This is a genomic window from Pseudomonas deceptionensis (assembly GCF_900106095.1).
GTDB lineage: Bacteria > Pseudomonadota > Gammaproteobacteria > Pseudomonadales > Pseudomonadaceae > Aquipseudomonas > Aquipseudomonas deceptionensis.
Genome location: NZ_FNUD01000002.1, coordinates 4,366,569 through 4,391,468, shown reverse-complemented (window position 1 = coordinate 4,391,468; position 24,900 = coordinate 4,366,569). Strand labels below are relative to the sequence as shown.

The following is a 24,900-nucleotide window of genomic DNA, read 5'->3' as shown; positions in this document are numbered from 1 at the left end:
GGCAATGGCGGCTGACTGGTCGGCCGTGCTGCGGGCATCCTGCACCGAACGTTTAACCTCGGCGATGGTGGGTTGCAGTTTGTCGAGGAAGCGGTTGAACCAACTGGCCAGTTGGCCCAATTCGTCGTTTTTATCGTAGGCCAGGCGACGGGTCAGATCGCCTTCACCGCTGGCTATGTCTTCGAGCATGTTGGCCACGCCCAGGATCGGGCGTGTGACGCTACGGGCCATCAGCCACACCAGCAGAAGCCCGATAATGGCCGCGAGGGAACCCCAGGCCAGCTCGATCAGGGCCCCGGTTTTATTGCCCTGGTCCAGCTCGGCTTGCAGCGCTTGGGCCGGTCCGATCAGGACCTTTTCAGGCACATCCAGCAGCACGCCCCAAGGCTTGCTGCCCGGGATCGGCAGGAAGGGGGTCAGGATCTTCAAGCGCTGTTGCCCGCGAATGCTGTGTGCCTGACCGCCAGTAGCCGTCATTTGAATCAGTTGGGCACCGTCATTGGCATCCACTTGATCCAGGCGCTGGCCAAGTTTGCCGGCATCAGCGCTGAAGCCGGCCAATATGCCCGCGGAGCTCACAATGCCTACGCGGGTCTGCCCGTCGTACAGTTTCTGGCTGGCTTGCAGGCTTATGGCCTGCAAGCTGTTGAGGTTGATATCAACCGACAGTGACGCGATGACTTTGCCGTCAACCATCAGCGGGAAAACGATGCTGGTCAGCAACACGTTTTGCCCGTCGATCTGATAAAAATAAGGTTCGATAATGCAGGGTTTTTGCGTTGTGCGCGGGCAGGTGAACCACATGTTATTGGCCTGGCCGCTGGGCCCGGTGCTGGTGTCGGCCATGTCCGACTCGGGCAATGCCATCGAGGTCAGCTTGCCGGGTGTTGGCTGCGACCAGTAAAGGGCGAAGCGGCCCTTGTCATTGCTGCCCAGTTCTTTTTGATGGTCGAACAGCTGATCTTTTCCATCGAGTGCGTTGGCTTCAAACACCAGGGACAGGCCCAGCAAGTCCGGATTGGCCTGCAAGGCGGCCTTGACCTGGCGGGTCAGGTCTTCACGCAGGTCGAAGGCATCCAGAAAGCGCTTTTCGGATTGTTCACGCAAGAACAGGACCTGGCGGGCGAATCCGTTGCCATATTGATAAGCGTCCATGAACTGACGGCTGATTGCCAGTGCCTGGGCTTCACCCTGAGCCTCTATGCGGGCTTGTGCAGCCTCATTCAGCATCTTTGTGCTTGATGCTTCTACCAGATCGGCAGTGCGATCCATGCGATAGAGGGAAAGCCCTACGAGCAGGGTCACAACACCCAGCAGGCAGAGTCCGGCGAGGAGGGTGATTTTCCATTGGATGGAAAGCTGTCTGAGCGACATGGTGACGTCCTAAAAAGAGGCTTTGACTGTTAGCGGCCGCTCGGGACATTTCTTTATGCGTGACCCCGGGTTATTAGCGTTTTGCTTAACCAGAAAAAGCTGATTTAGCCCTTTGATTACTAGGGTTAAAGGCTGTTCCAGCCGATTGGGCGGGGGGCTGTGGCATGCGCTTTGACAAGGCGCCGATGGTGCTGCAAAGTGTGCGCCCCCAAATAAGTCCACCCTTCCAGATACGGCGATTGGAACGGTCGTCTTTTGCCCGGAATTTCCGCTTTACGGTGTTTTATCGTGGTGCGCGCTATGAGGTTGTAATAATGAATGCAGTAATTGCCGCGGTCGGCATCATGCTGGTGCTCAGTCTGTCCCGTGTGCATGTGGTCATCGCACTGATCGTGGGTGCTGTAGTTGGCGGCCTTGTTGGCGGGTTGAGCATCGAGGCAACGCTCAGTGCGTTCAATGGCGGCCTGGGTGGTGGCGCACAGGTTGCGTTGTCCTATGCCATGCTGGGTGCCTTTGCGGTGGCAATAGCCAAGTCTGGCCTGGCACATGCACTGGCCGACAAAGCGCTGATCATGGTCAACCGGCAGCAGGCCGTCGGCGGTAATCGCGTCAAGTGGCTATTGATCGGTCTGCTGCTGGTGGTGGCAATCAGTTCGCAGAACATTTTGCCGATCCACATCGCCTTCATTCCTTTATTGGTTCCACCCCTGCTGTATGTACTGACCAAGCTGAAAATCGACCGGCGCCTGATCGCCTGTGTCATGACGTTTGGTTTGATTACGCCGTATATGTTCTTGCCGGTGGGCTTTGGCAATATCTTCCTCAATCAGATCCTGCTCGCCAACGTCAGCAAGAGTGGCGTGGATATCAGCCAGGTCAATGTCACTCACGCCATGGCAATCCCTGCGTTGGGCATGCTGGTTGGCTTGTTGGTGGCTGTATTTATCAGCTATCGCAAAAAACGCGATTATGACCTGGAAAAAATCGAACAGGTCGAGCAAGTTGCCGTCAGCTATAACCCGCGCACACTGTTGGTGGCCGGTGTGGCCATTGCCGCGGCGTTCATTATTCAGCTTTGGCTGGGCTCCATGATCATTGGTGCGCTGTCGGGCTTCTTGATATTTTCGGCGTCGGGGATTGTGCGTTGGCGCGAGACTGACGATCTGTTCACCGAAGGCATGAAAATGATGGCCATGATTGGTTTCATCATGATCGCTGCCTCGGGTTTTGCAGACGTGTTGAAAGCCACCGGCGAGGTCAAGTCTCTGGTTGAGGCATCTGCCGGCTGGATCAACCACAGCAAGGGCGTGGGCGCGCTGCTGATGTTGCTGGTCGGGTTGCTGGTGACCATGGGGATCGGTTCGTCGTTTTCGACGGTGCCGATTCTGGCGGCCATTTTTGTGCCGCTGTGCGTGCAGCTGGGGTTCAGCCCGATGGCCATCGTTTGCATCGTCGGTACGGCGGGTGCCTTGGGTGATGCCGGCTCCCCGGCGTCGGACTCCACACTGGGCCCGACGTCCGGTTTGAATGTGGACGGTCAGCATCACCACATCTGGGATACCGTGGTGCCCACTTTCCTGCATTACAACTTGCCGTTGCTGGCTTTTGGCTGGCTCGCGGCAATGACTTTGTAAGATTCAGGCCTGCCGGGTTTCAAGGCAGTTCGATGCGGCCGACTTCTCCCGGGACGGTTGGCCAGTCGCCTGCCGCCCAGCGGGTTCTCGCCTGCTCGATCAGGCCCTGATCACTGGCGACGAAATTCCAGTTCATGCGGCGCGGGCCATCGAGCGCTGCACCGCCGATCAGTACCAGGTGGCAGTCACTTGCGGCATACAGTGTCATTGCTTCGCCAGCGGGCAATACCACCAGGCTACGCGGCTCAAGTGCCTGACTTTCCAGCTGTGCTTCCCCTTCCAGCACATACAGCGCGCGCTCCGGGTGTTCAGCCGGGATAAGCAGCGTGGTGGCTGTTTGCATCTGCACTTCGGCATACAGGGTCGGTGAGAGCACCGGCACGGGGGAGGTCATGCAGAAGCCAGTGCCGGCAATCAGACGGATTTTCACGCCCAGGTTATCGCTGAACGGCAAGCTGTCGGCGGGGTGGTGGCTGTAGTGCCCCGGGCCTTGCTCGTGTTCCTTGGGGGACGCCAGCCAGACTTGTAGCCCATGCAGGCTTGAGCCTTGCGCGAGCGCAGCCGCGGGTGTGCGTTCGATATGGGCAATGGCCGCACCTGCGGTCATCCAGCTCACGTCGCCAGGGCCAACCTGCTGGTCAGAGCCCAGGCTGTCCTTGTGTTGGAGTTGGCCTTCAAACAGCCAGGTCAGCGTAGACAGGCCAATGTGCGGATGCTGTCGGATGTTCATCCCGTGGCCGGGTGGGTAGTGCGTAGGCAGCATGTGATCGAAAAACACAAAAGGGCCGACGCTGCGGCATTTGGCTGACGGCAGGGGGCGCAGGATCGGTTGTCCTTCGACCTCTTCGGCGCGCGGGCGAATCACGGTCAGTGTGGGCATTGGACGGTCCCGGCAATGGAGAAGCGTTGAGCATAACCCAACGCTTCGCAGGCCTGCAGGTACGGCCTGCGCGCTACTGGCTGAAAGCGCCTTCAGACAAGTGGGTTTCGATAGTGATCTCGGCGGTGGTCATCAGTTTATGTACCGGGCATTTGTCTGCCACGTTGTGCAGCTCATCGCGCTGGGCGTCGGTCAGTACACCTTTGAGCGTCAGTTTGACGTGCAGCGCGTACTTGCCTTTTTGCTCTTCGCTGGCGTCGTGTTTGACTTCAACGGTCACGCCGGTGAGCGGGATTTCCTTCTTTTGCGCGTAGAGCTTGAGCGTCAGCGCCTTGCAGGCGCCGAGGGCCGCGTCGAAGTAATCATGGGGGGAGGGGGCAGAGCTTTCGCCGCCCATGGATTTAGGCAGGTCAGTAAACACCTCGTGATCGTCGATTTTAATGCTGTGACGAAAACCTTCGTGGGACTCGGTAATAACGGTAACAGTCATGGCAAACCTCGGAGTGGCAGTGATAAAGGTCCTGATCTTTATAGAGCACACGGCGAGTCATGCGTTCCCTTTGATCCCACGCTGAAACCTTGCGCGGCCTCGCAGGTCTACTGGAGTCAATTAAACAGGAGGTGGCAGGTGCGATTGAAACACTGCGTTCTGGCGTTGGCCCTGGGGACTTCCGGCACTTGGGCTCAGTCCCGTGACTACGCCTACAGTGATGCACACCTGCATTACGTCGATTTCTTCCAGGAAACGGCGGGAATGGACAAGTTGCTGGCGGCCATGGCGCAAAACCGTATCGAGCACGTCATGATCTCCGGTATTCCGGTTGCCAAGAAGTGGCATGAAGACGAGCCCAAGCGGCCACGCTATTACGCGGGTGATGATGCGGATGCCTATTGGTTCAGTGCAACGGATGTATGGGTGGCTGCGGCGGTCAAGGGTTTGACTGCAGAGCAGCGTCGGCACTTTCATCCGTTTTTGTCAGGGTTTAATCCCAATGACAAAAACTCGGCGGCACACATCCAGCGCATGCTCGATCTCGACCCCGGGCTGTGGCAAGGAATCGGCGAGGTGTTTACCCGCCATGATGACCTGACGGCTCTGATCGCCGGGGATACGCCGCGAGCCAACAACGAAGCCATGAACAAGATTTACACCCTGGCTGGCGAACATGATCTGCCGGTCCTGCTGCACTCCAACATCACGTCGAAACGTGAAAGGAACCCGCTGTATCTGGCCGAGCTGGAGGAGCCCCTGGCTCGGCATCCCGATACCCGCTTTATCTGGGCCCACGCGGGCACCAGCGCCGAAATTCATCGGCATCAAACCCAAATGCCATTTTTGTTGCCGACCCTCGCGCGGTTGCTGGCCACTTACCCGAATCTGTACGTAGACCTTTCCTGGAGCATGCTCACGCCGTATCTGCTGGATGAGCAGGGAGTGGCAAGGCCTGAGTGGGTTGCGTTGGTAGAGCGCTTCCCCGGGCGTTTTATGCTGGGGTCGGATGTGGTGGGGCGTTTCGACAAGTTAGGTCAGGAACTGCGCAGCTTTGGTCCGTTCCTGGATGCGTTGCCCCTCAGCGTGGCGCGCCAGGTCGCCAAGGACAACTTTTTGGCGGTATTGCCGAAAAAGCGGCCATGACGCTTTATTCAGGACAAAAAAATGCCCCGGATGTCCGGGGCATTTTTTATCCTGCGAGCGGAAGGCTTATTTGCCAGTCCAGCGCTTCAGTACCAGAGTGGCGTTAGTGCCACCGAAGCCGAAGCTGTTGCTCATCACATTGTTCAGCGTGACGTTCTCGCGGGTCTTGGTCAGGATCGGCATGTCTGCAACGACCGGATCGATTTCATCGATATTGGCCGAGCCAGCGATAAAGTTGCCTTCCATCATCAGCAAGCAGTAGATCGCTTCGTGAACGCCGGCGGCGCCCAGGGAGTGACCCGACAGGCTCTTGGTCGAGCTGATGGCTGGCGCCTTGTCACCGAACACCGCACGAACACCTTCCATTTCCTTGGCGTCGCCTACCGGAGTAGAGGTGCCATGGGTGTTGAGGTAGTCGATCGGGCCGTCAACGGTGGACATTGCCATCTGCATGCAGCGGATGGCGCCTTCGCCGCTTGGAGCAACCATGTCGTAGCCGTCGGATGTCGCGCCGTAGCCGACAATTTCGGCGTAGATCTTGGCGCCACGGGCCAGGGCGTGTTCCAGCTCTTCAACAACAACCATGCCACCACCACCGGCGATGACGAAGCCATCACGGTTTTTGTCGTAGGCACGGGACGCTTTTTCAGGCGTGTCGTTGTATTGAGTGGACAAGGCGCCCATGGCGTCGAACAGGAACGACTGGCTCCAGTGCTCTTCTTCACCGCCGCCAGCAAACACGATGTCCTGCTTGCCCAGCTGGATCTGCTCTACTGCAGTACCGATGCAATGAGCACTGGTGGCGCAGGCAGAGGAGATCGAGTAGTTCACGCCCTTGATCTTGAAGGGTGTGGCCAGGCAGGCGGAAACGGTGCTGCCCATGGTCCGCGTGACGCGGTACGGGCCAACACGCTTGACGCCTTTTTCGCGCAGGATGTCCAGCGCTTCCATCTGGTTCAGGGTCGACGCGCCGCCGGAACCGGCGATCAGGCCGGTACGCGGGTTGGAGACTTGCTCCTCGGTCAGGCCCGAATCAGTGATGGCGTCTTTCATGGCCAGGTAGGCGTAAGCCGCTGCGTGGCCGACGAAGCGATAGATCTTGCGATCGATCAGCTCTTCGAGAGGCAGGTCAATGGAGCCGGAAACCTGGCTACGCAGACCCATTTCGGCATATTCCGGGTTGAATCGGATGCCAGGGCGACTTGCACGCAGGTTAGCGGAGACGGTCTCTTTGTCATTGCCCAGGCACGAAACGATGCCCAGACCAGTGATAACGACGCGGCGCATGCGGATAACCCTTAAAAGTTGTCAGTGGAAGTAAATACGCCGACCCGAAGGCCTTCGGCAGTATAAATCTCGCGACCGTCTACAGTCACCGAACCATCGGCGATTGCCAGGTTCAGTTTGCCCTTGAGGACGCGCTTGATTTGAATGTTGTAAGTCACTTTTTTGGCGGTCGGCAGGACCTGGCCAAAGAACTTCACTTCGCCCGAACCCAAGGCACGACCGCGGCCCGGCAGACCTTGCCAGCCCAGATAAAAGCCGACCAACTGCCACATGGCGTCGAGGCCCAGGCAACCTGGCATCACCGGATCGCCTTCGAAATGGCAGGCGAAAAACCACAGGTCCGGGTTGATATCCAGCTCGGCGACCAATTCACCTTTGCCGTACTTGCCACCCTCTTCACTGATATGGGTGATGCGATCCACCATCAGCATATTAGGGGCGGGCAGTTGCGCGTTACCTGGGCCGAACAGCTCGCCGCGGCTACAGCGCAGCAAATCTTCCCGAGTAAAGGCGTTTTGTTTGGTCATGCGAGCTCCTCAATAATCCCATGCGGCAGGGTGGGGCAAATCTTCCCGACCAACTGAAACATATGCGTTCCAGTTCGCCAGCCTACACATAGACTATTGCGTTGTAGTGAAAGTCACAGCGCAAAGGGCAAGAATGTACACTTGTGCACTGAAAATTTAAATCAGGCCGGTTAAGGGGCCCATTCGGGTGCCTAAGACTGCCGCACTTTTGTGTTTAACGCCAGTAATTAGCCATAAGTTACTGGACCCAGCGCAGCAGGATCTGTTCCAGATCAGCTCGTTTGAACGGCTTGGCAAGGTAATCGTTCATTCCGGCCTGCAGGCAGGTTTCCCGATCACCCTGCAACGCGTTGGCGGTCAAGGCAATGATGGGCAGGGTCAGGCAGCCGGGCAGTTGGCGGATCTGCCGGGTGGCCTCGTAGCCGTTGATGATCGGCAGCCGGCAGTCCATCAAAATGGCGGCGAAGCGCTCGGTGTTGGCGTAATGAATGGCTTGCGCGCCATCACTGACCACGCTCACCTCGTATCCCAGGCTGCTCAATATGGCTTCAATCACGGTCTGGTTGACCGGGTTGTCTTCCACCAGCAGTACTCTGCGCCCCTGGGTACAGGTCGGGTCATCCTCAGGTTCCGGGCGCTGGTTGAGCGTCACCGGCTGGTGCAGTTCCAGCGGAATTTCCAGGGTGAACACCGAGCCATGTGCCTCTTCGCTCGTGGCATGCAGGGTTCCTCCCATGCGCTCGGCCAGTGTGCGGGCGATGGGCAGGCCCAGCCCGGTACCGCCATAGCGTCGTGAAATCGAGCTGTCGGCTTGCTGGAAGGCGGTAAACATTGAATCCAGTTTTTCGGTGCTGATCCCGATCCCGCTGTCGCGTACGGCACAGGTAAACCAGATCAGCTCGTGATCCAGCACCTGCCAAAGCGGCTCGATACTGACCTGGCCATGCTCGGTGAACTTCAGGGCATTACCCACCAGATTGACCAGGATTTGCCGGATGCGGGTCGGGTCGCCCAGCACGTTCAAGTCTTGCAAACCTTCAGGGATGGTCAACTGCAAGTGCAGGCCGCGTTGTCCGGCGTTGTGCTGGAACGCCTGAGCGCAGTTGCTGACCAGCTCGGCGAGATTGAAGGGGATGTGCTCCAGTTCCAGCGTCGAGCGTTCGATACGCGAGAAGTCGAGGATATCGTTGATGACCTTGAGCAAGTGCTCGGTTGATTCGGACGCGAGGGCGGCATATTCAGCCTGCTCTTCGCTCATCTCCGTGGTTTCGAGCAGTTGCAGCATCCCAAGCACGCCGTTCATGGGGGTGCGCAGTTCGTGGCTCATCATGGCCAGGAAGTCGGTTTTGGCCCGGTTGGCCCGCTCGGCCTCTTCGCGGGCCTGGATCAGTTGCGCCATGGCGGTCTGCTGCTCGCGACTGGCCTGCTCAAGGCCTTCGGCCAGGTTGTTGATGTGATGGGCCAGGCTGCCCAGCTCGCCATCGTCGACCACCGGCAAAGGGGCCTTGTAGTCGCCTTGCTGGATAGCCTTGACCGCATCGCTCATGTCACTGATGGGCTTGGACAGGTTGGATGCCAGGCGCTTGGCCAGCAGATAGGTGAAACCCAGCGCAAACAGCGCGAGGATCATGGCCTTGAGCAGGATTTCCTGCTGGCGCGTGCTGAACGCATCGCTGGACATGCCGACCAGTACCCGGCCCAGATAATCTTCTGCCGGAGCGGGTGTCTGGCCGTTGCTCAGCAACAGAAAGCCGCCTGAGGGGCTCTTTTGCAGCCGTACAGTGGCCTGGAACACTTCAATCTGTGACCCTTGATCGATGCTGGCGGTTGGGTGTTCGGCGTGAGCCAGCACATCGTTTGCAGGGCCTTGTACCTGTACGAACTGAACGTGAGGGATGTTCAGCGAGGCTTTAATCAGGTTTTCCAGGACCGGGGTGTTACCGGTGATGACCCCGTATTCGGTTGCGGGTGCCAATTGGTTGGCGATCAGTTGGCCTGTGTGATTGAGCTCCTGACGCAAATCCTGGATGCGTACGAAAGTAAAAAAGCTGATCAACAGCAAGGTCAACAACAAGGCCGGGCCCAGGCTCATCATTTGGGTGCGTGTGTGGATATCCCACCGGCTGCGGGCCATCATGGGCAGAGAGCTCCGTGAGTCAGCCGCAGGCTGGTGGATGCATCGCCCATATGAGTTGTCATCCGTGACTTCAAGTTGTTCATCATGATGCGCAGCCGGGCTGCTTCCTGGATGTGAGTACCAAGGCGCATGTTAACCGAGGTGCTGCACTTTTTCAGTCAAAGGCATCCATGTGCCAAGGGGCTGGTCGCGGGGGATGTGCTCCGTATAATGCCGCCATTGCCACTGCTAGATGGAAAACGGGATTGCATATGACTGAACAGCACGCTATTGCGGTCTTGGGAGGCGGAAGCTTTGGCACCGCCGTGGCCAACTTGCTGGCAGAGAACGGTCATCGTGTACATCAGTGGATGCGCGACCCCGACCAAGCCGAGGCGATTCGCCTCAATCGAGAAAACCCTCGTTACCTTAAAGGCATCAAGATTCATCCCGGGGTCGAGCCGGTTACCGACCTGCAGGCGACGCTCGATGCCTGCGAACTGTGTTTCGTGGCATTGCCGTCCAGTGCCTTGCGCAGTGTGCTGGCGGCACACGCCGAGCGCTTGAGCGGCAAAATGTTGGTCAGCCTGACCAAAGGCATTGAAGCGCACAGTTTCAAGCTGATGAGCGAGATCCTTGAAGAAATCGCTCCGCAAGCCCGTATCGGGGTGTTGTCTGGGCCCAACCTGGCGCGCGAAGTCGCTGAGCATGCCCTGACCGCCACCGTCGTCGCCAGTGCCGATGAAGACCTTTGCAGCCGCGTTCAGGCAGCACTGCATGGCCGTACCTTCAGGGTCTATGCGAGTGCCGACCGGTTCGGGGTGGAACTGGGCGGGGCGTTGAAAAACGTTTACGCGATCATTGCCGGGATGGCTGTGGCGCTGGGCATGGGTGAGAACACCAAGAGCATGCTGATTACCCGGGCCTTGGCAGAAATGACCCGGTTTGCCGTCAGCCAGGGTGCTAACCCGATGACCTTTCTCGGATTGGCCGGTGTAGGCGATTTGATCGTCACCTGCTCATCGCCCAAAAGCCGCAACTATCAGGTCGGGTTTGCCTTGGGGCAGGGGTTGAGCCTGGAGGACGCGGTCGCCAGCTTGGGCGAAGTGGCCGAAGGCGTGAATACCCTCAAGGTGCTCAAGGCCAAGGCGCAGGAACTGAACGTTTACATGCCGTTGGTTGCAGGGCTGCATGCCATTTTGTTCGAGGGTTACACCCTGGATCAGGTGATCGGCCAGTTGATGCGCGGCGAACCCAAGACGGATGTCGACTTTATCTCCACCAGTGGTTTCAACTGAGCACGACAGGAGCTGCACATGAACGGTACTAAAAACGCACCCAAGTACGAGTCCCTCGTGTTGCGCGTGCTGTGGATGCTGGTTTTTTTCTTTATCTGGCAAGTTGCGCAACTGGTGCTCGGCGGGCTGGTCCTGGTGCAACTGGTTTACCGGGTGGTCTACGGTGCTCCCAATGGCGGGCTGATGAACTTTGGTGACAGCCTGAGCCTGTATCTGGCGCAGATAGGGCGTTTTGGCAGCTTTCACACCGAGCAAAAACCCTGGCCGTTTGCCGACTGGCCTGCTGCACGGGCGCCAGAAGGTGAAGCTCCTTATGGGGCAGCAGCCAACAGCGATGAGACCAAGCCATGAAACTCTGGATCTTGCGCCATGGCGAAGCCGAGCCACACGCCCGGCGAGATGCCGAGCGCGAACTTACGGCTCACGGCCGTGAGCAGGTGCTGCACAGCGCAGCCCGGCTGATTGGCCAGCCGCTGGACAGCATTTTGGTCAGCCCTTACGTGCGGGCTCAGCAGACCGCCGAGTTGGTGCGCAAGACCCTGGGTTTTACATCCGTGCTTGTCACCGTGCCGTGGCTGACGCCTGAAAGCGAGCCCAAGTACGCTCTCGGCAAACTGCCGGATACGGGCAATGTGCTGCTGGTCAGCCATCAGCCGTTTGTTGGCGAGCTGATCAGCCTGTTGCTGCACGGCAACCTGCGTCAGCCCCAGCCCATGCAGACGGCCAGCCTGGTGGAGCTTGAAGGTGAATGGCCGCTGGCCGGCAGCATGACGTTGCTCAGTGTGCATCACCCCTGATCATGCTGACGGTTGCACATCCCGGTCATAGTGAAAGATAGTTGGGGGCGGATTAATGGCATTTTGACGCCTGCGTCGAAGGTCCATTGCGCCGCCACCACATTCACTGACCAAGGAATGAGCACATGATCTTGTGGACTACCCCGCCAGACCTGGCGCGCCTTAATGAAATGCGCAAAAACACGATTTGCGACGTGCTGGACATCACCTTCGATGCCTTCGATGACAATTCCATCACAGCGAGCATGGTGGTCGATCATCGTACCCACCAACCTTTCGGCCTGTTGCATGGCGGCGCGTCAGTAGTCCTGGCCGAAACCCTCGGCTCGATGGCCAGCTTCATGTGTGTCGATACCCAAAAATTTTATTGCGTGGGCCTTGAGGTCAACGCCAATCACCTGCGTGGCGTGCGCAGCGGCCGGGTGAGTGCCGTGGCACGCCCGGTGCACATGGGGCGCACTACCCATGTCTGGGATATCCGCCTGAGCGATGACAGCGGCAAACTCAGTTGCATTTCCCGCCTGACCATCGCTGTTGTTCCCTTGGGCGAAACCCCACCAGTTCGGTGATCAAACGGCCAGATAATGGCCGTATTGTCGTCACTCATGGCGCATACGGTCATTGATATGAAGAATCTTCCTGCAGACAATACGAAATACCTCCCGCATTTGGACGCCTTGTATGTCTCGGCAGATTTTTTTCGCCCATGCCAATGGCTTCCCTTCGGCCACGTATGGGAAGTTGTTCAGTGCCCTTGCGCCGGATTTCGATGTGACCCATCTGCCGCAGCACGGGCATGACCCGCGCTTTCCAGTGGACAACAACTGGCACAACCTCGTTGATGAGCTGATTTTTCACCTGCAACAGCAAAATGAGCCCGTGCTGGGTGTTGGCCATTCGTTGGGCGGGATGCTGCACCTGCATGCGGCGATCCGCTGCCCGCATCTGTACAAGGGCGTGGTCATGCTGGATTCACCGGTGCTGACACGTACCGATCGGTGGGTCATCCGTGCGGCCAAGCGTTTTGGCCTGATCGATCGCCTGACCCCGGCCGGTCGCACTCTGGGGCGGCGCGAAGAGTTTGCCGACCGCGAAGCGGCACGGGCCTATTTTGCAGGCAAATCGCTGTTTCGCAGCTTTGACCCTGATTGCTTCGACGCCTATCTGGAACACGGATTACAGCCTGTCGACGACCGCTTGCGGTTGAGCTTCGACCCGGCAACCGAGATCGACATCTACCGCAGTGTTCCTCACACAAGCCCTGGCCGGGCTTTCAAGTTGCAAGTGCCGCTGACCGTGGTGCGTGGGCGCGACAGCCGTGTGGTCATGAGCCACCATGCCAAGGCCGTGGCGCGCATGCCCAACGGCGAGTCGCTGATCGTACCGGGAGGGCACATGTTCCCGCTGGAGCAGCCACAAGACACCGCCAGCCTGCTGAAACAGATTTTTGCCCGCTGGGAGCTTCGTCATCCCGGCCTTTAAAGAGCACTTTGCATGAGCCCTGTGGTTGAAGAAATTCGCTTGAGCCTGCCCCATATCGAACTGGCAGCGCACATCTTTGGGCCAGAAGACGGCCTGCCCGTGATTGCCCTGCACGGTTGGCTGGACAACGCCAACAGCTTCGCCCGGCTGGCGCCGAAGCTGTCGGGTTTGCGTATTGTGGCGCTGGATCTGGCCGGCCACGGCCACTCCGATCATCGGCCGCGTGGTGCAGGGTATGCGTTGGCCGATTATGCCTTTGATGTATTGCGCGTGGCCGAGCAATTGGGCTGGGAGCGATTTGCACTGCTGGGGCATTCGCTGGGGGCGATTGTGTCAGTGGTGGTTGCCGGGTCATTCCCGGAGCGCGTGACCCACATGGCGCTGATAGATGGCATCGTGCTGCGCAGCGGCCCCGAAGGTGATACCGCCGAGCGCATGGGCCAGGCCCTGCAGGCTCAGCTCGGCCTGGAGCACAAACGCAAGTCGGTGCATCCGACCCTCGATCGAGCCGTTGAAGCGCGCATGAAAGGCGTGGTCGCCGTCAGTCGTGAAGCAGCAGAACTGCTGGCCCAGCGCGGTTTGATGCCGGTGCCCGGAGGTTACAGCTGGCGCAGCGACAGCCGTCTGACATTACCGACACCGTTGCGCATGACTGACGAACAGGCCATGTCTTTCATCCGGCGGGTCAATTGCCCTACGACGCTGGTGGTGGCGGAGCAGGGCATGCTCGCCAGCCATCCCGAGCTGCTGGATCGTCTACCCTTCACTCTGGAACGGTTAGCCGGTGGCCATCATTTGCACCTGAATGACGAAGCCGGGGCAATCCTTGTTGCAGACTGTTTCAATCGGTTCTTCGCCGTTCCTTGACTTGCGGCGGCCAACTGCCGAGGCTTGGCGGGTTGAAATGGGAGACAACCATGATAGATATCTACGCCGCTGCGACCCCGAAAGGCCATCCGGTCTCTATCGTGTGGATGCTGAATCACAGGTTACCTCTGGGCGAAGTACGCCGATGAGAATACCCAATCGTTTTATCTGTGCGCTGGGCTTGAGCTGTCTGAGCCCGTTACTGTGGGCTGGCGATGTGCCTGGCAGCCTTGATTTGCCAGGCGTGCCGCGGCTCGCGGACGCGCAAATTGTCGATTACGTTGTGCAGCCCGATGTTGAACGCATTTACCCGATGGGCTCGATCCGCAAGATCAGCGGCCGCTTGCGATTTGAGGGGCAGGTCAACTCCCGTGGCCAGACCACGGCCGTGACCTACGAGCTGCCTGCGGAACACAGCGCCACTGAAGCCTTTACCGCTGCCCGTGAAGCGTTGCAGGAACAAGGTGCCGAATTGCTGTTCTGGTGCCAGGCACGCGACTGTGGTGAAAGCAGCCTGTGGGCCAATGAAGTGTTCGGCAACTCCAAGCTGGTCGGTTCCGATGAACAACAAACCTACTTGTTGCTGCGTCGTGCAGCCCCCGAGCAGAACCAGCTGGTGGCCTTGTACGGCATCAATCGGGGCAATCGCAAAGCCTATCTGCATGTCGAGCAAATGCAGGCCAACGCCGATCTGGGTGTGCTGTTGCCCACCTCTGCCACCTTGCAGCGCCAGCTCAAGAGCACCGGCGAGCTGGACTTCCCCAAACTCACAGGCGAGCCGGATGCCCAGTGGCTGACCTTGATCGCCAGGGCATTGAACCTTGATGCGACCTCCAGGGTCAGTTTGACCGGTGCCCAGGCCTCCGCCTGGCGCGATGCGCTGATCAACAGCGGTGTAAGGGCCGCCAGAATGGAACTGGGTAATGATCAGGCCAAGGGTCTGCATATCGAGTTGCTACGCTAAACCTTTGTAAACGACGACTACACTCTGCGTAGTCGTCGTCCTTCTTCGATTTCTGAATCTTCTGTGGAACATACATGCTCAATAACGATCGCCTGCTGGTGCAAATTCTGCTCCTGGTGTTGTTCGGTGCCAGTCTGTGGGTGATGGCTCCTTTCTGGTCGGCCTTGTTCTGGGGCGCCGTGCTGGCGTTTGCCAGCTGGCCGCTGATGCGCCTGCTGACGCGAGTGCTCAAGGGGCGTGAAACACTGGCCGCGGGCATTCTGACCCTGGGCTGGATGCTGCTGGTGGCCGTGCCGCTGGTGTGGCTGGGGTTCAACCTGGCCGACCATGTGCGTGACGCCACGACCCTGATCAAGGATGTCCAGCTTGAAGGCTTGCCTGAGGCTCCGACCTGGCTCGCGGGTATTCCATTGGTTGGCGAGCGGCTGGTGGGTATCTGGAACACCATCGACGAGCAGGGCGCTGCCATGCTCCTGGCGGTCAAGCCTTATTTGGGGCAGGTGGGCAACTGGTTCCTGGCCCGAAGCGCACAGATTGGCGGCGGCATTCTTGAGCTGACGCTGAGTATTGTGTTCGTGTTCTTTTTCTACCGTGACGGCCCGCGCCTGGCGAGCTTCGTGCACGGTCTGCTTGTGCGGTTGATCGGTGATCGTGCCGATTACTATCAGGACCTGGTTTCAGGCACCGTGCAGCGTGTGGTCAACGGTGTGATTGGTACCGCAGCTGCCCAGGCATTGCTGGCGCTGATCGGCTTTTACATCGCGGGTGTACCCGGTGCACTGGTGCTGGGGCTGGCAACGTTCCTGCTCAGCCTGATTCCGATGGGGCCGCCGCTGATCTGGATTCCTGCCACGGCCTGGCTGGCCTGGAAGGGCGACTACGGGATGGCGATCTTTCTCGGGATATGGGGCACGGTGATCATCAGCGGTGTCGATAACGTGCTCAAGCCTTACCTGATCAGCCGTGGCGGCAACCTGCCGCTGGTGATTGTCTTGCTCGGCGTGTTTGGAGGCTTGATTGCCTTTGGTTTTATTGGCCTGTTTATCGGCCCTACCTTGCTCGCCATCGCCTATAGCCTGCTGGTGGACTGGAGCTCCAGCCAGCAGAACAAAGACAAGGCCGTTTAGAACTTGGGCCCGGAGCGGGTGTTATTGCCCTTGGCCAAACGGTCGTAAAGCACCACATTGACCGTGGCTGCGAGGTTCATGCAGCCATTGGTCGGGATGTAAATCACGTCTTCGCACCACTCCAGCACATCTTTGCCGAGCGAACCGTCTTCGGGGCCAAAAATGTAGATCGCCCGGTCCGGGTGCGTGTACTCAGGCAAAGAGCGTGCGCCCTCGACCATTTCTACGGCGACCGGAATACAACCCAGCGGGATGATTTTTTTCAGGTCGTCGATGCCGATCAAAGGAATGTCCTGATGGACTTTCTTGGTATCGGTGACGAAATCACGGGCGCGTTCATAGCGCTTGCCGGTGTAGAACACCGATGCCACGTTATAGCAACCAGCCGCACGCATCACCGAGCCGACGTTTTCCGGTGATTTGGGGTTATACAAACCAATGCAGCTGTACCGTTTATTTGCCACGTGCCCGAGCCTTTACGAAAAAAAGACGCGAGTATACGGTATTGGTCAAACAATTAAGGTGTGCTCGGTATCTGTAGCCGCTGCCGCAGGCTGCGATAAGGGCCGCAGGCCCTTCAAGGGCCAGGGCTGCGGCGTCGCAGTTGCGCGCCAAACCCGTCGCAGCCTGCGGCAGCGGCTACAAAAAACGTTACTCGTCTTTTTTCATCAAGCCTGCCAGCGCCGCGAACGGGTTGTGCGTGGCTTTGGCGATTGTCGGGCTGCTGGTGGAGCCTTCCGAAAAGTACTGCTGGTCGGTGTAGCGCGAGTGCTCGTTGTCATGGCAATACAAGCACAGCAGCTCCCAGTTGGAGCCGTCTTGCGGGTTGTTGTCATGGTTGTGGTCACGGTGGTGCACGGTCAGTTCGCTCAGGCGCTTGCCGGCAAACTCGCGGGCGCAACGGCCACACACGTGGGGGTACATCTTCAGGGCCTTGTCGCGGTAGCCCATTTCACGGTCACGCTGGGCATCGGCCAGGATGCGGTCCAGCTTGGCGGTGTGGGAGGGTGGATTCGCTGAACTCATGGGTTCACCTTTGTAGGACAAATGACGGTTATGTCGTGAAGTTTAGCTGTTGCTCAGCCTTTGATTTTTTCTGCAATCCAGATCGTGTGCCGTGTGCCCTTGTTGCCGTGGGCGAACACCTGAACTTCTTCAGCCTTGAAACCGGCTTTGCGAAGCTTGTCCGAGAACTGCTTGTCGGCGCTGGCCGACCACACCGCCAGCACGCCTTTTGGCCGCAGGGCCTTGGCGCAGGCACTTAGGCCACCGGCCGAGTACAGCCAGCTGTTGGCTTTTTGGGTCAGGCCTTCGGGGCCGTTGTCGACGTCGAGCATGATGGCGTCAAACCCATTGGGTTCGGCTTGCAGCACATTGGCCACGTCTTCCATGCGGATGACTGTGCGCGGGTCTTGCAGCGGGTTGCCCGATTTTTCGCCCAGCGGGCCGCGATTCCACTCAACCACGCCGGGTACCAGCTCAGCGACCACCACTTCGGCAGTCTTGCCCAGATGCTTGAGTGCCGAGGCCAGGGTGAAACCCATGCCCAGGCCGCCGATCAGTACCCGCGACTGCGGGCGCCCGGCGACTTTGCGGCAAGGGATCTCGGCCAGTGCATCTTCGGAGCCGTGCATGCGGGTGTTCATTAACTGGCCGCCGTCACCGCCCTGAATCTTGATCACGAAGTCTTCGCCATACTCGAACAGGCACAAGGCACCGCCGTTTTCGGGGATCGGAGTGGTGTCGAGCAAAACAAAACGTTTCATGGAAATCTCATTGAAGGGGGCAAAAACCGCAGGTTACGAGTAGCCTGAGGGCAGACAAGCCGGTCTGGCAACGGAGTGATTGATGAAACGCACTATTCTAACGGCCATTGTGTGGAGCGCGCTCTTGATAAGTGCAGCCCAGGCAGCGGAATTAACCCCTGTTCCGAGCGCCCCGGTGACGCCGGCACCGGGTTCACCCGGCACTGCCACGCCAACCCCGTACCCGCAGATCACTCCCCGCGCCGTGCCAAAACCGGTTGCAGGGAGCGCCAGCCTGATCCCGCTGCCACCGATTGATCTGCCGCAACCGCCCAAGGACCAGCCGTTGACAGGGCTTGAAGTTAAAGACTCGAAGGGCAAAACCCCCCAGGATTGATCGTTCATCGATGCTGTAGATGCTTTGTTTCCGGTCAAGCCCCCCGTGGGAGCGAGCCTGCTCGCGAATGATCTTCGCGAGCAGGCTCGCTCCCACGGTTGAAGTATCTCTGGCCGCTGAAAAGGGGGGTTATCGCGGGGCTGTCAAATTCCCAGCACCTTGAACACAAACGCATATTCCAGCGCCACATCGCGCAAGCCCTGATAACGCCCGCTCATGCCGCCATGGCCGGCATCCAGCTCGGTCTTGAGCAGCAGCAGATGATCGTCGGTTTTGGTGGCGCGCAGTTTGGCGACCCACTTGGCGGCTTCCCAGTACTGCACGCGGCTGTCGTTGTACCCGGCTATCACCAGCATCGCCGGGTATGCCTGGGCCGTGACGTTTTCATACGGCGCGTAAGCCTTGATCCGTGCGTAAACCTCAGGCTCTTGCGGGTTGCCCCATTCGTCATATTCAGTGACGGTCAGCGGCAGGTCCGGGTCGAGCATGGTGTTCAGTACATCCACAAACGGCACTTCGGCAATGGCCGCCTTGAACAGCTCCGGGCGTTGATTGAGCACGGCGCCAATCAGCAGCCCACCGGCACTGCCACCGCTGATGACCAGTTGTTCGCTGCGGGTCAGGCCCTGATCGATCAGGTGTTCTGCGCAGGCGATAAAGTCGCTGAAGGTGTTGTGCTTGTGTTCCTGCTTGCCGGCGCGGTACCAGGCTTCACCCAGCTCGCCACCGCCACGCACGTGGGCGATGGCAAACGCCACGCCGCGGTCCAGCAGGCTCAAGCGGGCATGGGAAAACCATGGGTCCAGACTTTCGCCATAGGCGCCGTAGCCATACAGATAAAGCGGGGCGGGTTGGCCAAGCGCGTCGCGCTTGATCACCAGGCTGATCGGCACCTGAGTGCCATCGGGTGCAGTGGCCCACAGGCGCTGGCTGACGTAATCATCGGCATTGAACGGCCCCAGAACCGGGGTCTCCTTGAGTACGCTCTGCTCGCCCGTGGTCAGGGTCAATTGGCGCACTTGTGCCGGGCGATTCAGTGCCTCATAGCGCAGGCGGATGTGCTTGCTGTCAAATTCAAGGCTGTCTTGCACATACAGGCTGTAGGCCGCGTCCGGCAGTTGTACGCGATACGATGGCAAACCTTCAGGGCGGATTTCGATGATTGGCAGGCCACCTTCGCGCAGGCTCAGGCACAAAGCCCGGGCGTTCAGGGTCATGCCTTCGAGCATCACGCTGTCGCTATGGGCGATCAGGCGCTGCCAGTCATTGCGCTGGGGCACAGTGCCGAAGGCGTAATACAGTGCAAAGTTGATCCCGTCCTGATTGGTACGGATAAACCATGCCCACTGGCCTTCATAGAGGCCGTGATCGACGCTGTAGTCGTGCCCTTCAACCCGCGCGGCCAGGCAACTGAAAGCCTGTCGGGGCTGATCGGCGTCCAGTACCCAGCTTTCGCTGGTGGTTTTGCTGTTGAGCAGCAAAATCAGCTGGTGCTCGGAGCTTGAGCGGTAGCAATGCAGGAAGAAACGACCGTCCGGCTCATTAAAAACTTCGTGTGCGCCTGCCTCTCCCAGGGTGTGGCGCAATAGCTTGTACGGACGATGGGTGTCGTCCAGTTCGGCGAAAAACAGCGTCTGGCTGTCATTGGCCCAGGTCATGCTGCCATCGCAGTTTTCAAAGGGCAGTTCGGTGACTGCGCCGGTGCTCAGCTCTTTGACAAACAGGCGGTAGGTTTCTTCACCGCTGGTGTCCAGGCTATAGGCCAGACGCTGGTGATCGGGGCTAATGCTGAAAGCACCCAGGGAAATAAACCCGCCTTCGGCCAGGGCGTTCGGGTCCAGCAGCAAGTGTTCGGCGTTTTCGTCGACCTGCTGGCTGTCATCGGCCGGGCGCGGGCAGCGGTAATGGCGGGCGTATTCGTCACCGGCGTTGGTGCGCGTGTAATACAGATACGGGCCCCAAGGGGAGGGCAGCGACAGATCGGTCTCGCGGATTCGTCCCTTGATCTCCTGAAACAGCGTCTCACGCAAGTTGGCCTGGTCGGCCAGCTGTGCCTCCTGATACTCGTTCTCGGCTTTCAGATAGTCTAAAACCTCATCGCTATCGCGATTTTGTAACCACGAGTAGGGGTCTGAACCCTCGACTTTATGTGCGACAGGAGCGCTATTTGCGTAGGCTGATTCGGTCATTGCGTGTTCTCTGAAACCTGCATGAAAGGACGTGACGCTGACGGCGTTGCAGCCGCACTGCCTAAAAGCCGTTATCATAGCGCCTCATTGCCTGCAGACCATGGATACCATGACCGAGAACGACTATCTGATCGCTTGGGGCCTTTACGCCTTTGCCGCTTTGGGCTGCCTGCTCGTGTGGTTGCGCATGACCCGCTTCATGTGGCGCTGGTTGCGCGAACCGCTGCGTGTGTTGATGGCCGTCTTGCTGTTCAGCCCGACCATTATTGATCCGGTCAAAGAGAAATTTGCGCCTGCAGTGGCGATTACCGCTCTGGACCTGGCCTTTAAAGTCGGCAACAACGCCTGGCGTGCGGTCTCGGACCTGCTGATGTACACCATTATTGCGTTTTGCCTGTACGGCGTGTTTGTGCTTATCCGCTGGCCCATTGAGCGTGCCGGCAAGGCTCGCAAGGCGCAAGCGGTGGCTGCAGAGCAAGCGCGCAAGCATGATCCTGAAGATGACCAGCCTTTCGGCTCGGCGGGCGATGATCGCTACGGCCGTGCTGCGGCGTCATCTGTGCCGGGATCTTCACGGGTTGAACCGCGGTTGTAATTATTTTTCGTCGAGCCTGAATGCGAGAGTGCGAGCATGTGTGAATTATTGGGCATGAGCGCCAACGTCCCGACCGATATTGTGTTCAGCTTCACCGGTCTGATGCTGCGCGGCGGGCGTACTGGCCCGCACCGCGATGGCTGGGGTATTGCCTTCTATGAAGGTCGTGGCCTGCGCCTGTTCCAGGACCCGGGTGCCAGTTGCGACTCCGAGGTCGCTTTGCTGGTACAGCGTTACCCGATCAAAAGCGAAGTGGTGATAGGCCATATCCGTCAGGCCAACGTGGGCAAGGTGTGCCTGTCCAACACTCACCCGTTTGTGCGTGAGTTGTGGGGGCGCAACTGGTGTTTTGCCCACAACGGCCAACTGGCGGACCTGGCACCGAGCACACGTTTTTACCGGCCCATCGGCGACACGGACAGCGAAGCGGCGTTTTGCGACCTGCTCAACCGGGTACGCGAAGCTTTCCCCGAGCCGGTTGATGTCGAGCGCATCCTGCCGGTGCTTGTAGCCGCCTGCGCCGAGTTCCGCAGCAAAGGCGTGTTCAACTGCCTGCTCAGCGACGGCGATTGGCTGTTCTGCTACTGCTCGACCAAGCTGGCGCAGATCACGCGCCGCGCGCCATTTGGTCCTGCACGCCTGAAAGATATCGACGTGATCGTGGACTTTCAGGCCGAAACCACGCCCAACGATGTGGTAACGGTGATCGCCACCGAGCCGCTGACTGAAAACGAAACCTGGACCCGCTACGAGCCGGGCCAGTGGAGCCTGTGGCGACGCGGCGAATGCGTCGTCCAGGGCACAACCGAATAAGGATGGGCGTGTATGTTCTTGAGCTACCTGCGGTTGGTGTTGTTTACCCTGGGCCTGTTGATCGGCGTACAAGTGCCGGGGTTTATCAATGATTACGCCAATCGCGTGGAAGCTCATCTGATCGAGGCCCAAACCGGGCTGGCGGGTTTCCAGAACACCGCCAACCAGTTTTTCAAAGGCGACCTGCAAGCCCTGGTGGCGCATTACCAGGCCAGTGACGACCCGGTCTTTCGCAGCGATGCCACGAGCCTGGGCACCTTGCTCAACCGCCAGCGCCTGCTCGATGAGCAGTTCCAGGCCATGCAAGGCCCTTGGTACATGCGCGCCCTGCAAGTGGCCTATGCCGCCGACCCGGCCATCCGCCAGGAAACCCTGAACGCCTACACCTATCAGGTGCTGTTATCGCCTACGGCTATCGGCTGGGCGATGGCCGGTGCTTTGTTGTTTTCCTTCATCATTGAAGGTGTCTTGCGGCTGATCGACTGGGTGGTGCTGGGCGGCAAGCGTCAGCGTGAGCGTATCGCCCGGCGCGAGCGCAGTTTTTAGGCGTTGCGGGAGCGAGCCTGCTCGCGAAAATCCCCAGCGACCTTCGCGAGTAGTCTCGCTCCCACAGAAGCAATCAACTTTTTCTTATGCCCGAACCCGGCTTTTATTAGTTGGACGAACGGTGTGTGGCTGTCGAAAAATGCCCTACACATAAACTATAAGAAGACCACAGGAGCATCATCGTGAGCCGCCTGTTATTGAATTGCGACATTGGTGAGAGTTTCGGCAGCTGGACCATGGGCCTGGATGCTGAGGTCATGCCGTTTATTGACTGCGCCAACATCGCCTGCGGTTTCCATGCGGGTGATCCGGGGATCATGCGTAAAACCGTGAGCCTGGCGCTGGCGAACAACGTAAAAATCGGTGCCCACCCGGCGTATCAGGACCTGGCAGGCTTCGGTCGCCGCTCCATGGCCTATTCGGCGCAAGAGCTGCAAGACCTGCTGCATTATCAGATAGGCGCGCTGGACGGTATCTGCCGGGCCCAGGGCACGCAGGTCAGTTACGTCAAACCCCACGGTGCGATGTACAACGACATGATGGCCAACCCCGCGCAGCTGCGGGCGGTGATTCAGGGCGTGGCCGCTTACGATTCAAGCCTGCCGCTGATGCTGATGGCCACTCGCGACAACAGCGCCGCGCAGGCCATGGGTGATGAATTTGGCGTAACCCTGTGGTTCGAAGCCTTTGCCGACCGCGCCTACGACAGCGCCGGGCGTCTGGTTGCGCGACAACTGCCGGGTGCCGTACACCACGACGCGGATGTCATTGTGCAACAGGCCCTGACCATCGCAGCTGGCAAAGCGCTGGTTGCCAGTGATGGCAGCGCCTTGCACCTGCACGCCAACACGCTGTGTGTACATGGCGATAACGCCAGTTCGGTTGCCGCCGTGCAACGTATTCGCGAGGCCTTGAATCAGCAGGTTCAGGCATGAAGCCGCGTATCGAAGTGGTGGCCATCGACTGTCTGATGCTGCGTTTGTTCGATGACATTGCAGAAGCCAACATGCCGTGGATGCTGGCTGCCAGCGAACGGCTGCGCACCAGCTTTGCCGGGTATCTGATCGATCTGGTGCCCTCGTATACCACCTTGATGGTGCATTACGACGGGCTGGCGCTGAGCCCGGCCCAGGCCCGCGAACTGATCGCCCAGGCCATGACCGGTCTGCGCCCGGAAACCCAAAGCCTTGGTCAATGCCATGTGCTGCCGGTGTGGTATGACTTGAGTGTTGGCCCGGAACTGACCCTGCTGGCCACGCGTGCCGGCTGCACGGTGAGTGAAGTGATTCGTCGGCACAGCGAGCATGAGTACCAGGTGTTTGCGCTGGGCTTTGCTCCGGGTTTTGCCTTTATGGGGCTGGTCGAAGAGGCACTGGCCGCGCCGCGCCTGAACACTCCGCGCAAGCAGGTGGCCAGTGGTAGCGTCGGGATTGCCGAGCGCCAGACAGCGGCTTACCCGGCGCAATCCCCGGGCGGCTGGAACCTGGTGGGGCGTACCCCGAGCGCACTGTTTGACCGCGAACGCGATGGCTATAGCCTGATGCAGCCCGGCGACACGGTGCGATTCGAGCCTGTTTCCCACGCTGAATTCATCCGCTTGGGCGGTGACGACACACCTCAGGAGGCCCTGGCATGAGCCGTTTACTGATTCAGGCCAGCACCCCGTTGTGCCTGCTGCAAGATGCCGGACGTTTTGGCGTACGACACCTGGGCGTGACCCAGGGCGGGGCCGCGGACTGGTTGTCGATGGCCTGGGCCAACTGGTTGCTGGGCAATTCACCGGATGCGGCGGTGATCGAAATCACCCTTGGTGGCTTGACCCTTGTTGCCCAGGCCGATTGCACCCTTGCACTGGCGGGCGCGGACCTTTCGGCCGCAGTGGACGGGCAGGCGCTGAAGCCTTGGCGCAGTTTCGACCTGAAAAAGGGCCAGACCCTGACCTTCACCCAGCCACTGATCGGTGCTCGCGCTTATCTGGCGGCCCCTGCCGGTTTTAATGCGCCTCAAGTACTGGGCAGCTGCGCCACCGTGGTCCGCGAACAGCTTGGCGGGCCGGATGGCTTTGGCCGCGGTTTGGCCGCAGGTGATGAGCTGACTTATGGCGGGCATGCACAGCCGCTGCGCGAACTGGCCCGTGAGCTGCAACCCGGGTTCAGTCCAAATCCTGAGCTGGACGTGGTGTTGGGTGCACAAATTGGTGCTTTCAGCGGGCAAAGCACGTTCGATGCCTTCAACAGCCTGTGGACCCTGGACACTCGCGCCGACCGCATGGGTATCCGTTTACTGGGGCCCGCACTGGTTTACCAGGGCGCACCGATGATTTCAGAAGGGATACCGCTGGGCGCGATTCAAGTGCCGCCTGATGGCCAGCCGATTGTGCTGCTCAATGATCGTCAGACCATTGGCGGCTACCCGCGCCTTGGCGCCTTGACGCCCTTGTCGCTGGCGCGACTGGCCCAGTGTTTGCCGGGGGAGGGCGTGCATATGCGCCCAACCACGCAAGAGGCTGCTCAGCGTCAGATGGTGGGGTTCATGCAGCGGTTTGGCTGAATCATGTAGCCGCTGCCGCAGGCTGCGATAAGGTCCGAAGGGCCTTCAAAAAGCGGGGCCGCTGCGCTGCCCATCG

26 protein-coding genes and 1 pseudogene are annotated in these 24,900 nt (G+C 59.3%); 17 read left to right on the top strand and 10 right to left on the bottom strand.

Annotation, left to right across the window (positions count from 1 at the left end; all coding sequences use genetic code 11):
• Positions 1 to 84: 84 nt before the first annotated feature.
• Positions 85 to 1,155, bottom strand: a pseudogene (locus tag BLW11_RS24315) (methyl-accepting chemotaxis protein); the annotation flags it as partial.
• A gap of 533 nt (positions 1,156 to 1,688) precedes the next feature.
• Here BLW11_RS24315 and BLW11_RS20325 point away from each other — a divergent pair.
• On the top strand, positions 1,689 to 3,008 hold the full coding sequence (locus tag BLW11_RS20325; RefSeq protein WP_048360658.1) for a Na+/H+ antiporter family protein: 1,320 nt from the start codon (positions 1,689 to 1,691) through the stop codon (positions 3,006 to 3,008).
• Positions 3,009 to 3,027: 19 nt separating this feature from the next.
• Here BLW11_RS20325 and BLW11_RS20320 read toward each other — a convergent pair whose 3' ends face one another.
• Both BLW11_RS20320 and BLW11_RS20315 read right to left on the bottom strand, forming a co-directional pair.
• Positions 3,028 to 3,888: a pirin family protein gene (locus BLW11_RS20320; protein ID WP_048360659.1), complete on the bottom strand. Its 861-nt coding sequence runs from the start codon at positions 3,886 to 3,888 to the stop codon at positions 3,028 to 3,030.
• A 73-nt stretch (positions 3,889 to 3,961) separates the two neighbouring features.
• Complete coding sequence (locus BLW11_RS20315) at positions 3,962 to 4,378, bottom strand: OsmC family protein (RefSeq protein WP_048360660.1); 417 nt, start codon at positions 4,376 to 4,378, stop codon at positions 3,962 to 3,964.
• Positions 4,379 to 4,516: 138 nt separating this feature from the next.
• On the opposite strand from BLW11_RS20315, the gene BLW11_RS20310 reads away from it, so the two are divergent.
• Entirely contained in the window at positions 4,517 to 5,524 is a 1,008-nt protein-coding gene (locus BLW11_RS20310; RefSeq protein WP_241486143.1) for an amidohydrolase family protein, read from the top strand.
• 66 nt (positions 5,525 to 5,590) lie between these two features.
• Here the strand turns inward: BLW11_RS20310 and fabB are convergent, their stop codons facing one another.
• From fabB to BLW11_RS20295, 3 genes are all read right to left on the bottom strand, one after another.
• Complete coding sequence (gene fabB, locus BLW11_RS20305) at positions 5,591 to 6,811, bottom strand: beta-ketoacyl-ACP synthase I (protein WP_048360661.1); 1,221 nt, start codon at positions 6,809 to 6,811, stop codon at positions 5,591 to 5,593.
• Between the two features lie 11 nt (positions 6,812 to 6,822).
• The gene (gene fabA / locus BLW11_RS20300; protein ID WP_017529299.1) at positions 6,823 to 7,338 is read right to left on the bottom strand and encodes a 3-hydroxyacyl-[acyl-carrier-protein] dehydratase FabA; all 516 of its coding nucleotides are present in this window, start codon (positions 7,336 to 7,338) and stop codon (positions 6,823 to 6,825) included.
• A gap of 238 nt (positions 7,339 to 7,576) precedes the next feature.
• Positions 7,577 to 9,475, bottom strand: a complete 1,899-nt coding sequence (locus BLW11_RS20295) for a response regulator (protein WP_048360662.1) — start codon at positions 9,473 to 9,475, stop codon at positions 7,577 to 7,579.
• 251 nt (positions 9,476 to 9,726) lie between these two features.
• Between BLW11_RS20295 and BLW11_RS20290 the strand changes: the two genes are divergently transcribed.
• The 8 genes from BLW11_RS20290 to BLW11_RS20255 all read left to right on the top strand — a co-directional run bounded on the left by BLW11_RS20290 (position 9,727) and on the right by BLW11_RS20255 (position 15,989).
• Positions 9,727 to 10,752, top strand: coding sequence for an NAD(P)H-dependent glycerol-3-phosphate dehydrogenase (locus BLW11_RS20290; RefSeq protein WP_048360663.1), 1,026 nt, complete (start codon positions 9,727 to 9,729; stop codon positions 10,750 to 10,752).
• An 18-nt stretch (positions 10,753 to 10,770) separates the two neighbouring features.
• A complete protein-coding gene (locus BLW11_RS20285; protein WP_048360664.1) occupies positions 10,771 to 11,103 on the top strand; it encodes a DUF4389 domain-containing protein in 333 nt (110 codons plus the stop codon).
• Positions 11,100 to 11,549, top strand: a complete 450-nt coding sequence (gene sixA / locus BLW11_RS20280; protein ID WP_048360665.1) for a phosphohistidine phosphatase SixA — start codon at positions 11,100 to 11,102, stop codon at positions 11,547 to 11,549. Before BLW11_RS20285 ends, sixA begins: the two co-directional genes overlap by 4 nt.
• A 125-nt stretch (positions 11,550 to 11,674) precedes the next feature.
• Positions 11,675 to 12,118 (top strand): hotdog fold thioesterase, encoded by a 444-nt coding sequence (locus BLW11_RS20275; protein ID WP_048360666.1) that lies wholly within the window; start codon positions 11,675 to 11,677, stop codon positions 12,116 to 12,118.
• Positions 12,119 to 12,230: 112 nt separating this feature from the next.
• Positions 12,231 to 13,031 (top strand): alpha/beta fold hydrolase, encoded by an 801-nt coding sequence (locus BLW11_RS20270; RefSeq protein ID WP_048360667.1) that lies wholly within the window; start codon positions 12,231 to 12,233, stop codon positions 13,029 to 13,031.
• A 12-nt stretch (positions 13,032 to 13,043) separates the two neighbouring features.
• Positions 13,044 to 13,898: an alpha/beta hydrolase gene (locus tag BLW11_RS20265; RefSeq protein WP_048360668.1), complete on the top strand. Its 855-nt coding sequence runs from the start codon at positions 13,044 to 13,046 to the stop codon at positions 13,896 to 13,898.
• 145 nt (positions 13,899 to 14,043) lie between these two features.
• Complete coding sequence (locus BLW11_RS20260; protein WP_048360669.1) at positions 14,044 to 14,862, top strand: DUF4892 domain-containing protein; 819 nt, start codon at positions 14,044 to 14,046, stop codon at positions 14,860 to 14,862.
• Between the two features lie 74 nt (positions 14,863 to 14,936).
• Positions 14,937 to 15,989, top strand: coding sequence for an AI-2E family transporter (locus BLW11_RS20255; protein ID WP_048360670.1), 1,053 nt, complete (start codon positions 14,937 to 14,939; stop codon positions 15,987 to 15,989).
• Here the strand turns inward: BLW11_RS20255 and BLW11_RS20250 are convergent.
• The 3 genes from BLW11_RS20250 to BLW11_RS20240 form a co-directional block, all read right to left on the bottom strand.
• A complete protein-coding gene (locus tag BLW11_RS20250; protein WP_048360671.1) occupies positions 15,986 to 16,453 on the bottom strand; it encodes an RNA methyltransferase in 468 nt (155 codons plus the stop codon). The two genes, BLW11_RS20255 and BLW11_RS20250, sit on opposite strands and share 4 nt — an antisense overlap.
• 187 nt (positions 16,454 to 16,640) lie before the next feature.
• Positions 16,641 to 17,015 carry a YajD family HNH nuclease gene (locus BLW11_RS20245; RefSeq protein WP_048360672.1) on the bottom strand — a complete coding sequence of 125 codons (375 nt, stop codon included), beginning with the start codon at positions 17,013 to 17,015 and terminating at the stop codon, positions 16,641 to 16,643.
• 53 nt (positions 17,016 to 17,068) lie between these two features.
• Entirely contained in the window at positions 17,069 to 17,755 is a 687-nt protein-coding gene (locus tag BLW11_RS20240) for a spermidine synthase (protein WP_048360673.1), read from the bottom strand.
• A gap of 82 nt (positions 17,756 to 17,837) precedes the next feature.
• Here BLW11_RS20240 and BLW11_RS20235 point away from each other — a divergent pair, with 82 nt between their 5' ends.
• Entirely contained in the window at positions 17,838 to 18,131 is a 294-nt protein-coding gene (locus tag BLW11_RS20235; protein WP_048360674.1) for a hypothetical protein, read from the top strand.
• 143 nt (positions 18,132 to 18,274) lie between these two features.
• Here the strand turns inward: BLW11_RS20235 and BLW11_RS20230 are convergent, their stop codons facing one another.
• Positions 18,275 to 20,320: a S9 family peptidase gene (locus tag BLW11_RS20230; RefSeq protein ID WP_048360675.1), complete on the bottom strand. Its 2,046-nt coding sequence runs from the start codon at positions 20,318 to 20,320 to the stop codon at positions 18,275 to 18,277.
• Between the two features lie 100 nt (positions 20,321 to 20,420).
• On the opposite strand from BLW11_RS20230, the gene BLW11_RS20225 reads away from it, so the two are divergent.
• From BLW11_RS20225 to BLW11_RS20200, 6 genes are all read left to right on the top strand, one after another.
• Positions 20,421 to 20,915: a hypothetical protein gene (locus BLW11_RS20225; RefSeq protein ID WP_048361056.1), complete on the top strand. Its 495-nt coding sequence runs from the start codon at positions 20,421 to 20,423 to the stop codon at positions 20,913 to 20,915.
• Positions 20,916 to 20,951: 36 nt separating this feature from the next.
• On the top strand, positions 20,952 to 21,728 hold the full coding sequence (locus BLW11_RS20220; protein WP_048360676.1) for a class II glutamine amidotransferase: 777 nt from the start codon (positions 20,952 to 20,954) through the stop codon (positions 21,726 to 21,728).
• A gap of 12 nt (positions 21,729 to 21,740) precedes the next feature.
• Positions 21,741 to 22,274 carry a DUF2937 family protein gene (locus BLW11_RS20215; RefSeq protein ID WP_048360677.1) on the top strand — a complete coding sequence of 178 codons (534 nt, stop codon included), beginning with the start codon at positions 21,741 to 21,743 and terminating at the stop codon, positions 22,272 to 22,274.
• A gap of 182 nt (positions 22,275 to 22,456) precedes the next feature.
• Positions 22,457 to 23,209, top strand: a complete 753-nt coding sequence (locus tag BLW11_RS20210; RefSeq protein WP_048360678.1) for a 5-oxoprolinase subunit PxpA — start codon at positions 22,457 to 22,459, stop codon at positions 23,207 to 23,209.
• On the top strand, positions 23,206 to 23,910 hold the full coding sequence (locus BLW11_RS20205) for a 5-oxoprolinase subunit B family protein (RefSeq protein WP_048360679.1): 705 nt from the start codon (positions 23,206 to 23,208) through the stop codon (positions 23,908 to 23,910). The genes BLW11_RS20210 and BLW11_RS20205 overlap by 4 nt, the downstream gene beginning before the upstream one ends.
• Complete coding sequence (locus BLW11_RS20200) at positions 23,907 to 24,824, top strand: 5-oxoprolinase subunit C family protein (RefSeq protein ID WP_048360680.1); 918 nt, start codon at positions 23,907 to 23,909, stop codon at positions 24,822 to 24,824. Before BLW11_RS20205 ends, BLW11_RS20200 begins: the two co-directional genes overlap by 4 nt.
• Positions 24,825 to 24,900: the final 76 nt, after the last annotated feature.

What these genes read in the sequence shown, in the direction of transcription:
- BLW11_RS20325 (WP_048360658.1), top strand. Translation starts at nt 1,689, where the DNA reads ATGAATGCAGTAATTGCCGCGGTCGGCATCATGCTGGTGCTCAGTCTG.
- BLW11_RS20320 (WP_048360659.1), bottom strand. Translation starts at nt 3,888, where the DNA reads ATGCCCACACTGACCGTGATTCGCCCGCGCGCCGAAGAGGTCGAAGGA.
- BLW11_RS20315 (WP_048360660.1), bottom strand. Translation starts at nt 4,378, where the DNA reads ATGACTGTTACCGTTATTACCGAGTCCCACGAAGGTTTTCGTCACAGC.
- fabB (WP_048360661.1), bottom strand. Translation starts at nt 6,811, where the DNA reads ATGCGCCGCGTCGTTATCACTGGTCTGGGCATCGTTTCGTGCCTGGGC.
- fabA (WP_017529299.1), bottom strand. Translation starts at nt 7,338, where the DNA reads ATGACCAAACAAAACGCCTTTACTCGGGAAGATTTGCTGCGCTGTAGC.
- BLW11_RS20295 (WP_048360662.1), bottom strand. Translation starts at nt 9,475, where the DNA reads ATGATGGCCCGCAGCCGGTGGGATATCCACACACGCACCCAAATGATG.
- BLW11_RS20290 (WP_048360663.1), top strand. Translation starts at nt 9,727, where the DNA reads ATGACTGAACAGCACGCTATTGCGGTCTTGGGAGGCGGAAGCTTTGGC.
- BLW11_RS20285 (WP_048360664.1), top strand. Translation starts at nt 10,771, where the DNA reads ATGAACGGTACTAAAAACGCACCCAAGTACGAGTCCCTCGTGTTGCGC.
- sixA (WP_048360665.1), top strand. Translation starts at nt 11,100, where the DNA reads ATGAAACTCTGGATCTTGCGCCATGGCGAAGCCGAGCCACACGCCCGG.
- BLW11_RS20275 (WP_048360666.1), top strand. Translation starts at nt 11,675, where the DNA reads ATGATCTTGTGGACTACCCCGCCAGACCTGGCGCGCCTTAATGAAATG.
- BLW11_RS20270 (WP_048360667.1), top strand. Translation starts at nt 12,231, where the DNA reads ATGTCTCGGCAGATTTTTTTCGCCCATGCCAATGGCTTCCCTTCGGCC.
- BLW11_RS20265 (WP_048360668.1), top strand. Translation starts at nt 13,044, where the DNA reads ATGAGCCCTGTGGTTGAAGAAATTCGCTTGAGCCTGCCCCATATCGAA.
- BLW11_RS20260 (WP_048360669.1), top strand. Translation starts at nt 14,044, where the DNA reads ATGAGAATACCCAATCGTTTTATCTGTGCGCTGGGCTTGAGCTGTCTG.
- BLW11_RS20255 (WP_048360670.1), top strand. Translation starts at nt 14,937, where the DNA reads ATGCTCAATAACGATCGCCTGCTGGTGCAAATTCTGCTCCTGGTGTTG.
- BLW11_RS20245 (WP_048360672.1), bottom strand. Translation starts at nt 17,015, where the DNA reads ATGAGTTCAGCGAATCCACCCTCCCACACCGCCAAGCTGGACCGCATC.
- BLW11_RS20240 (WP_048360673.1), bottom strand. Translation starts at nt 17,755, where the DNA reads ATGAAACGTTTTGTTTTGCTCGACACCACTCCGATCCCCGAAAACGGC.
- BLW11_RS20235 (WP_048360674.1), top strand. Translation starts at nt 17,838, where the DNA reads ATGAAACGCACTATTCTAACGGCCATTGTGTGGAGCGCGCTCTTGATA.
- BLW11_RS20230 (WP_048360675.1), bottom strand. Translation starts at nt 20,320, where the DNA reads ATGACCGAATCAGCCTACGCAAATAGCGCTCCTGTCGCACATAAAGTC.
- BLW11_RS20225 (WP_048361056.1), top strand. Translation starts at nt 20,421, where the DNA reads ATGGATACCATGACCGAGAACGACTATCTGATCGCTTGGGGCCTTTAC.
- BLW11_RS20220 (WP_048360676.1), top strand. Translation starts at nt 20,952, where the DNA reads ATGTGTGAATTATTGGGCATGAGCGCCAACGTCCCGACCGATATTGTG.
- BLW11_RS20215 (WP_048360677.1), top strand. Translation starts at nt 21,741, where the DNA reads ATGTTCTTGAGCTACCTGCGGTTGGTGTTGTTTACCCTGGGCCTGTTG.
- BLW11_RS20205 (WP_048360679.1), top strand. Translation starts at nt 23,206, where the DNA reads ATGAAGCCGCGTATCGAAGTGGTGGCCATCGACTGTCTGATGCTGCGT.
- BLW11_RS20200 (WP_048360680.1), top strand. Translation starts at nt 23,907, where the DNA reads ATGAGCCGTTTACTGATTCAGGCCAGCACCCCGTTGTGCCTGCTGCAA.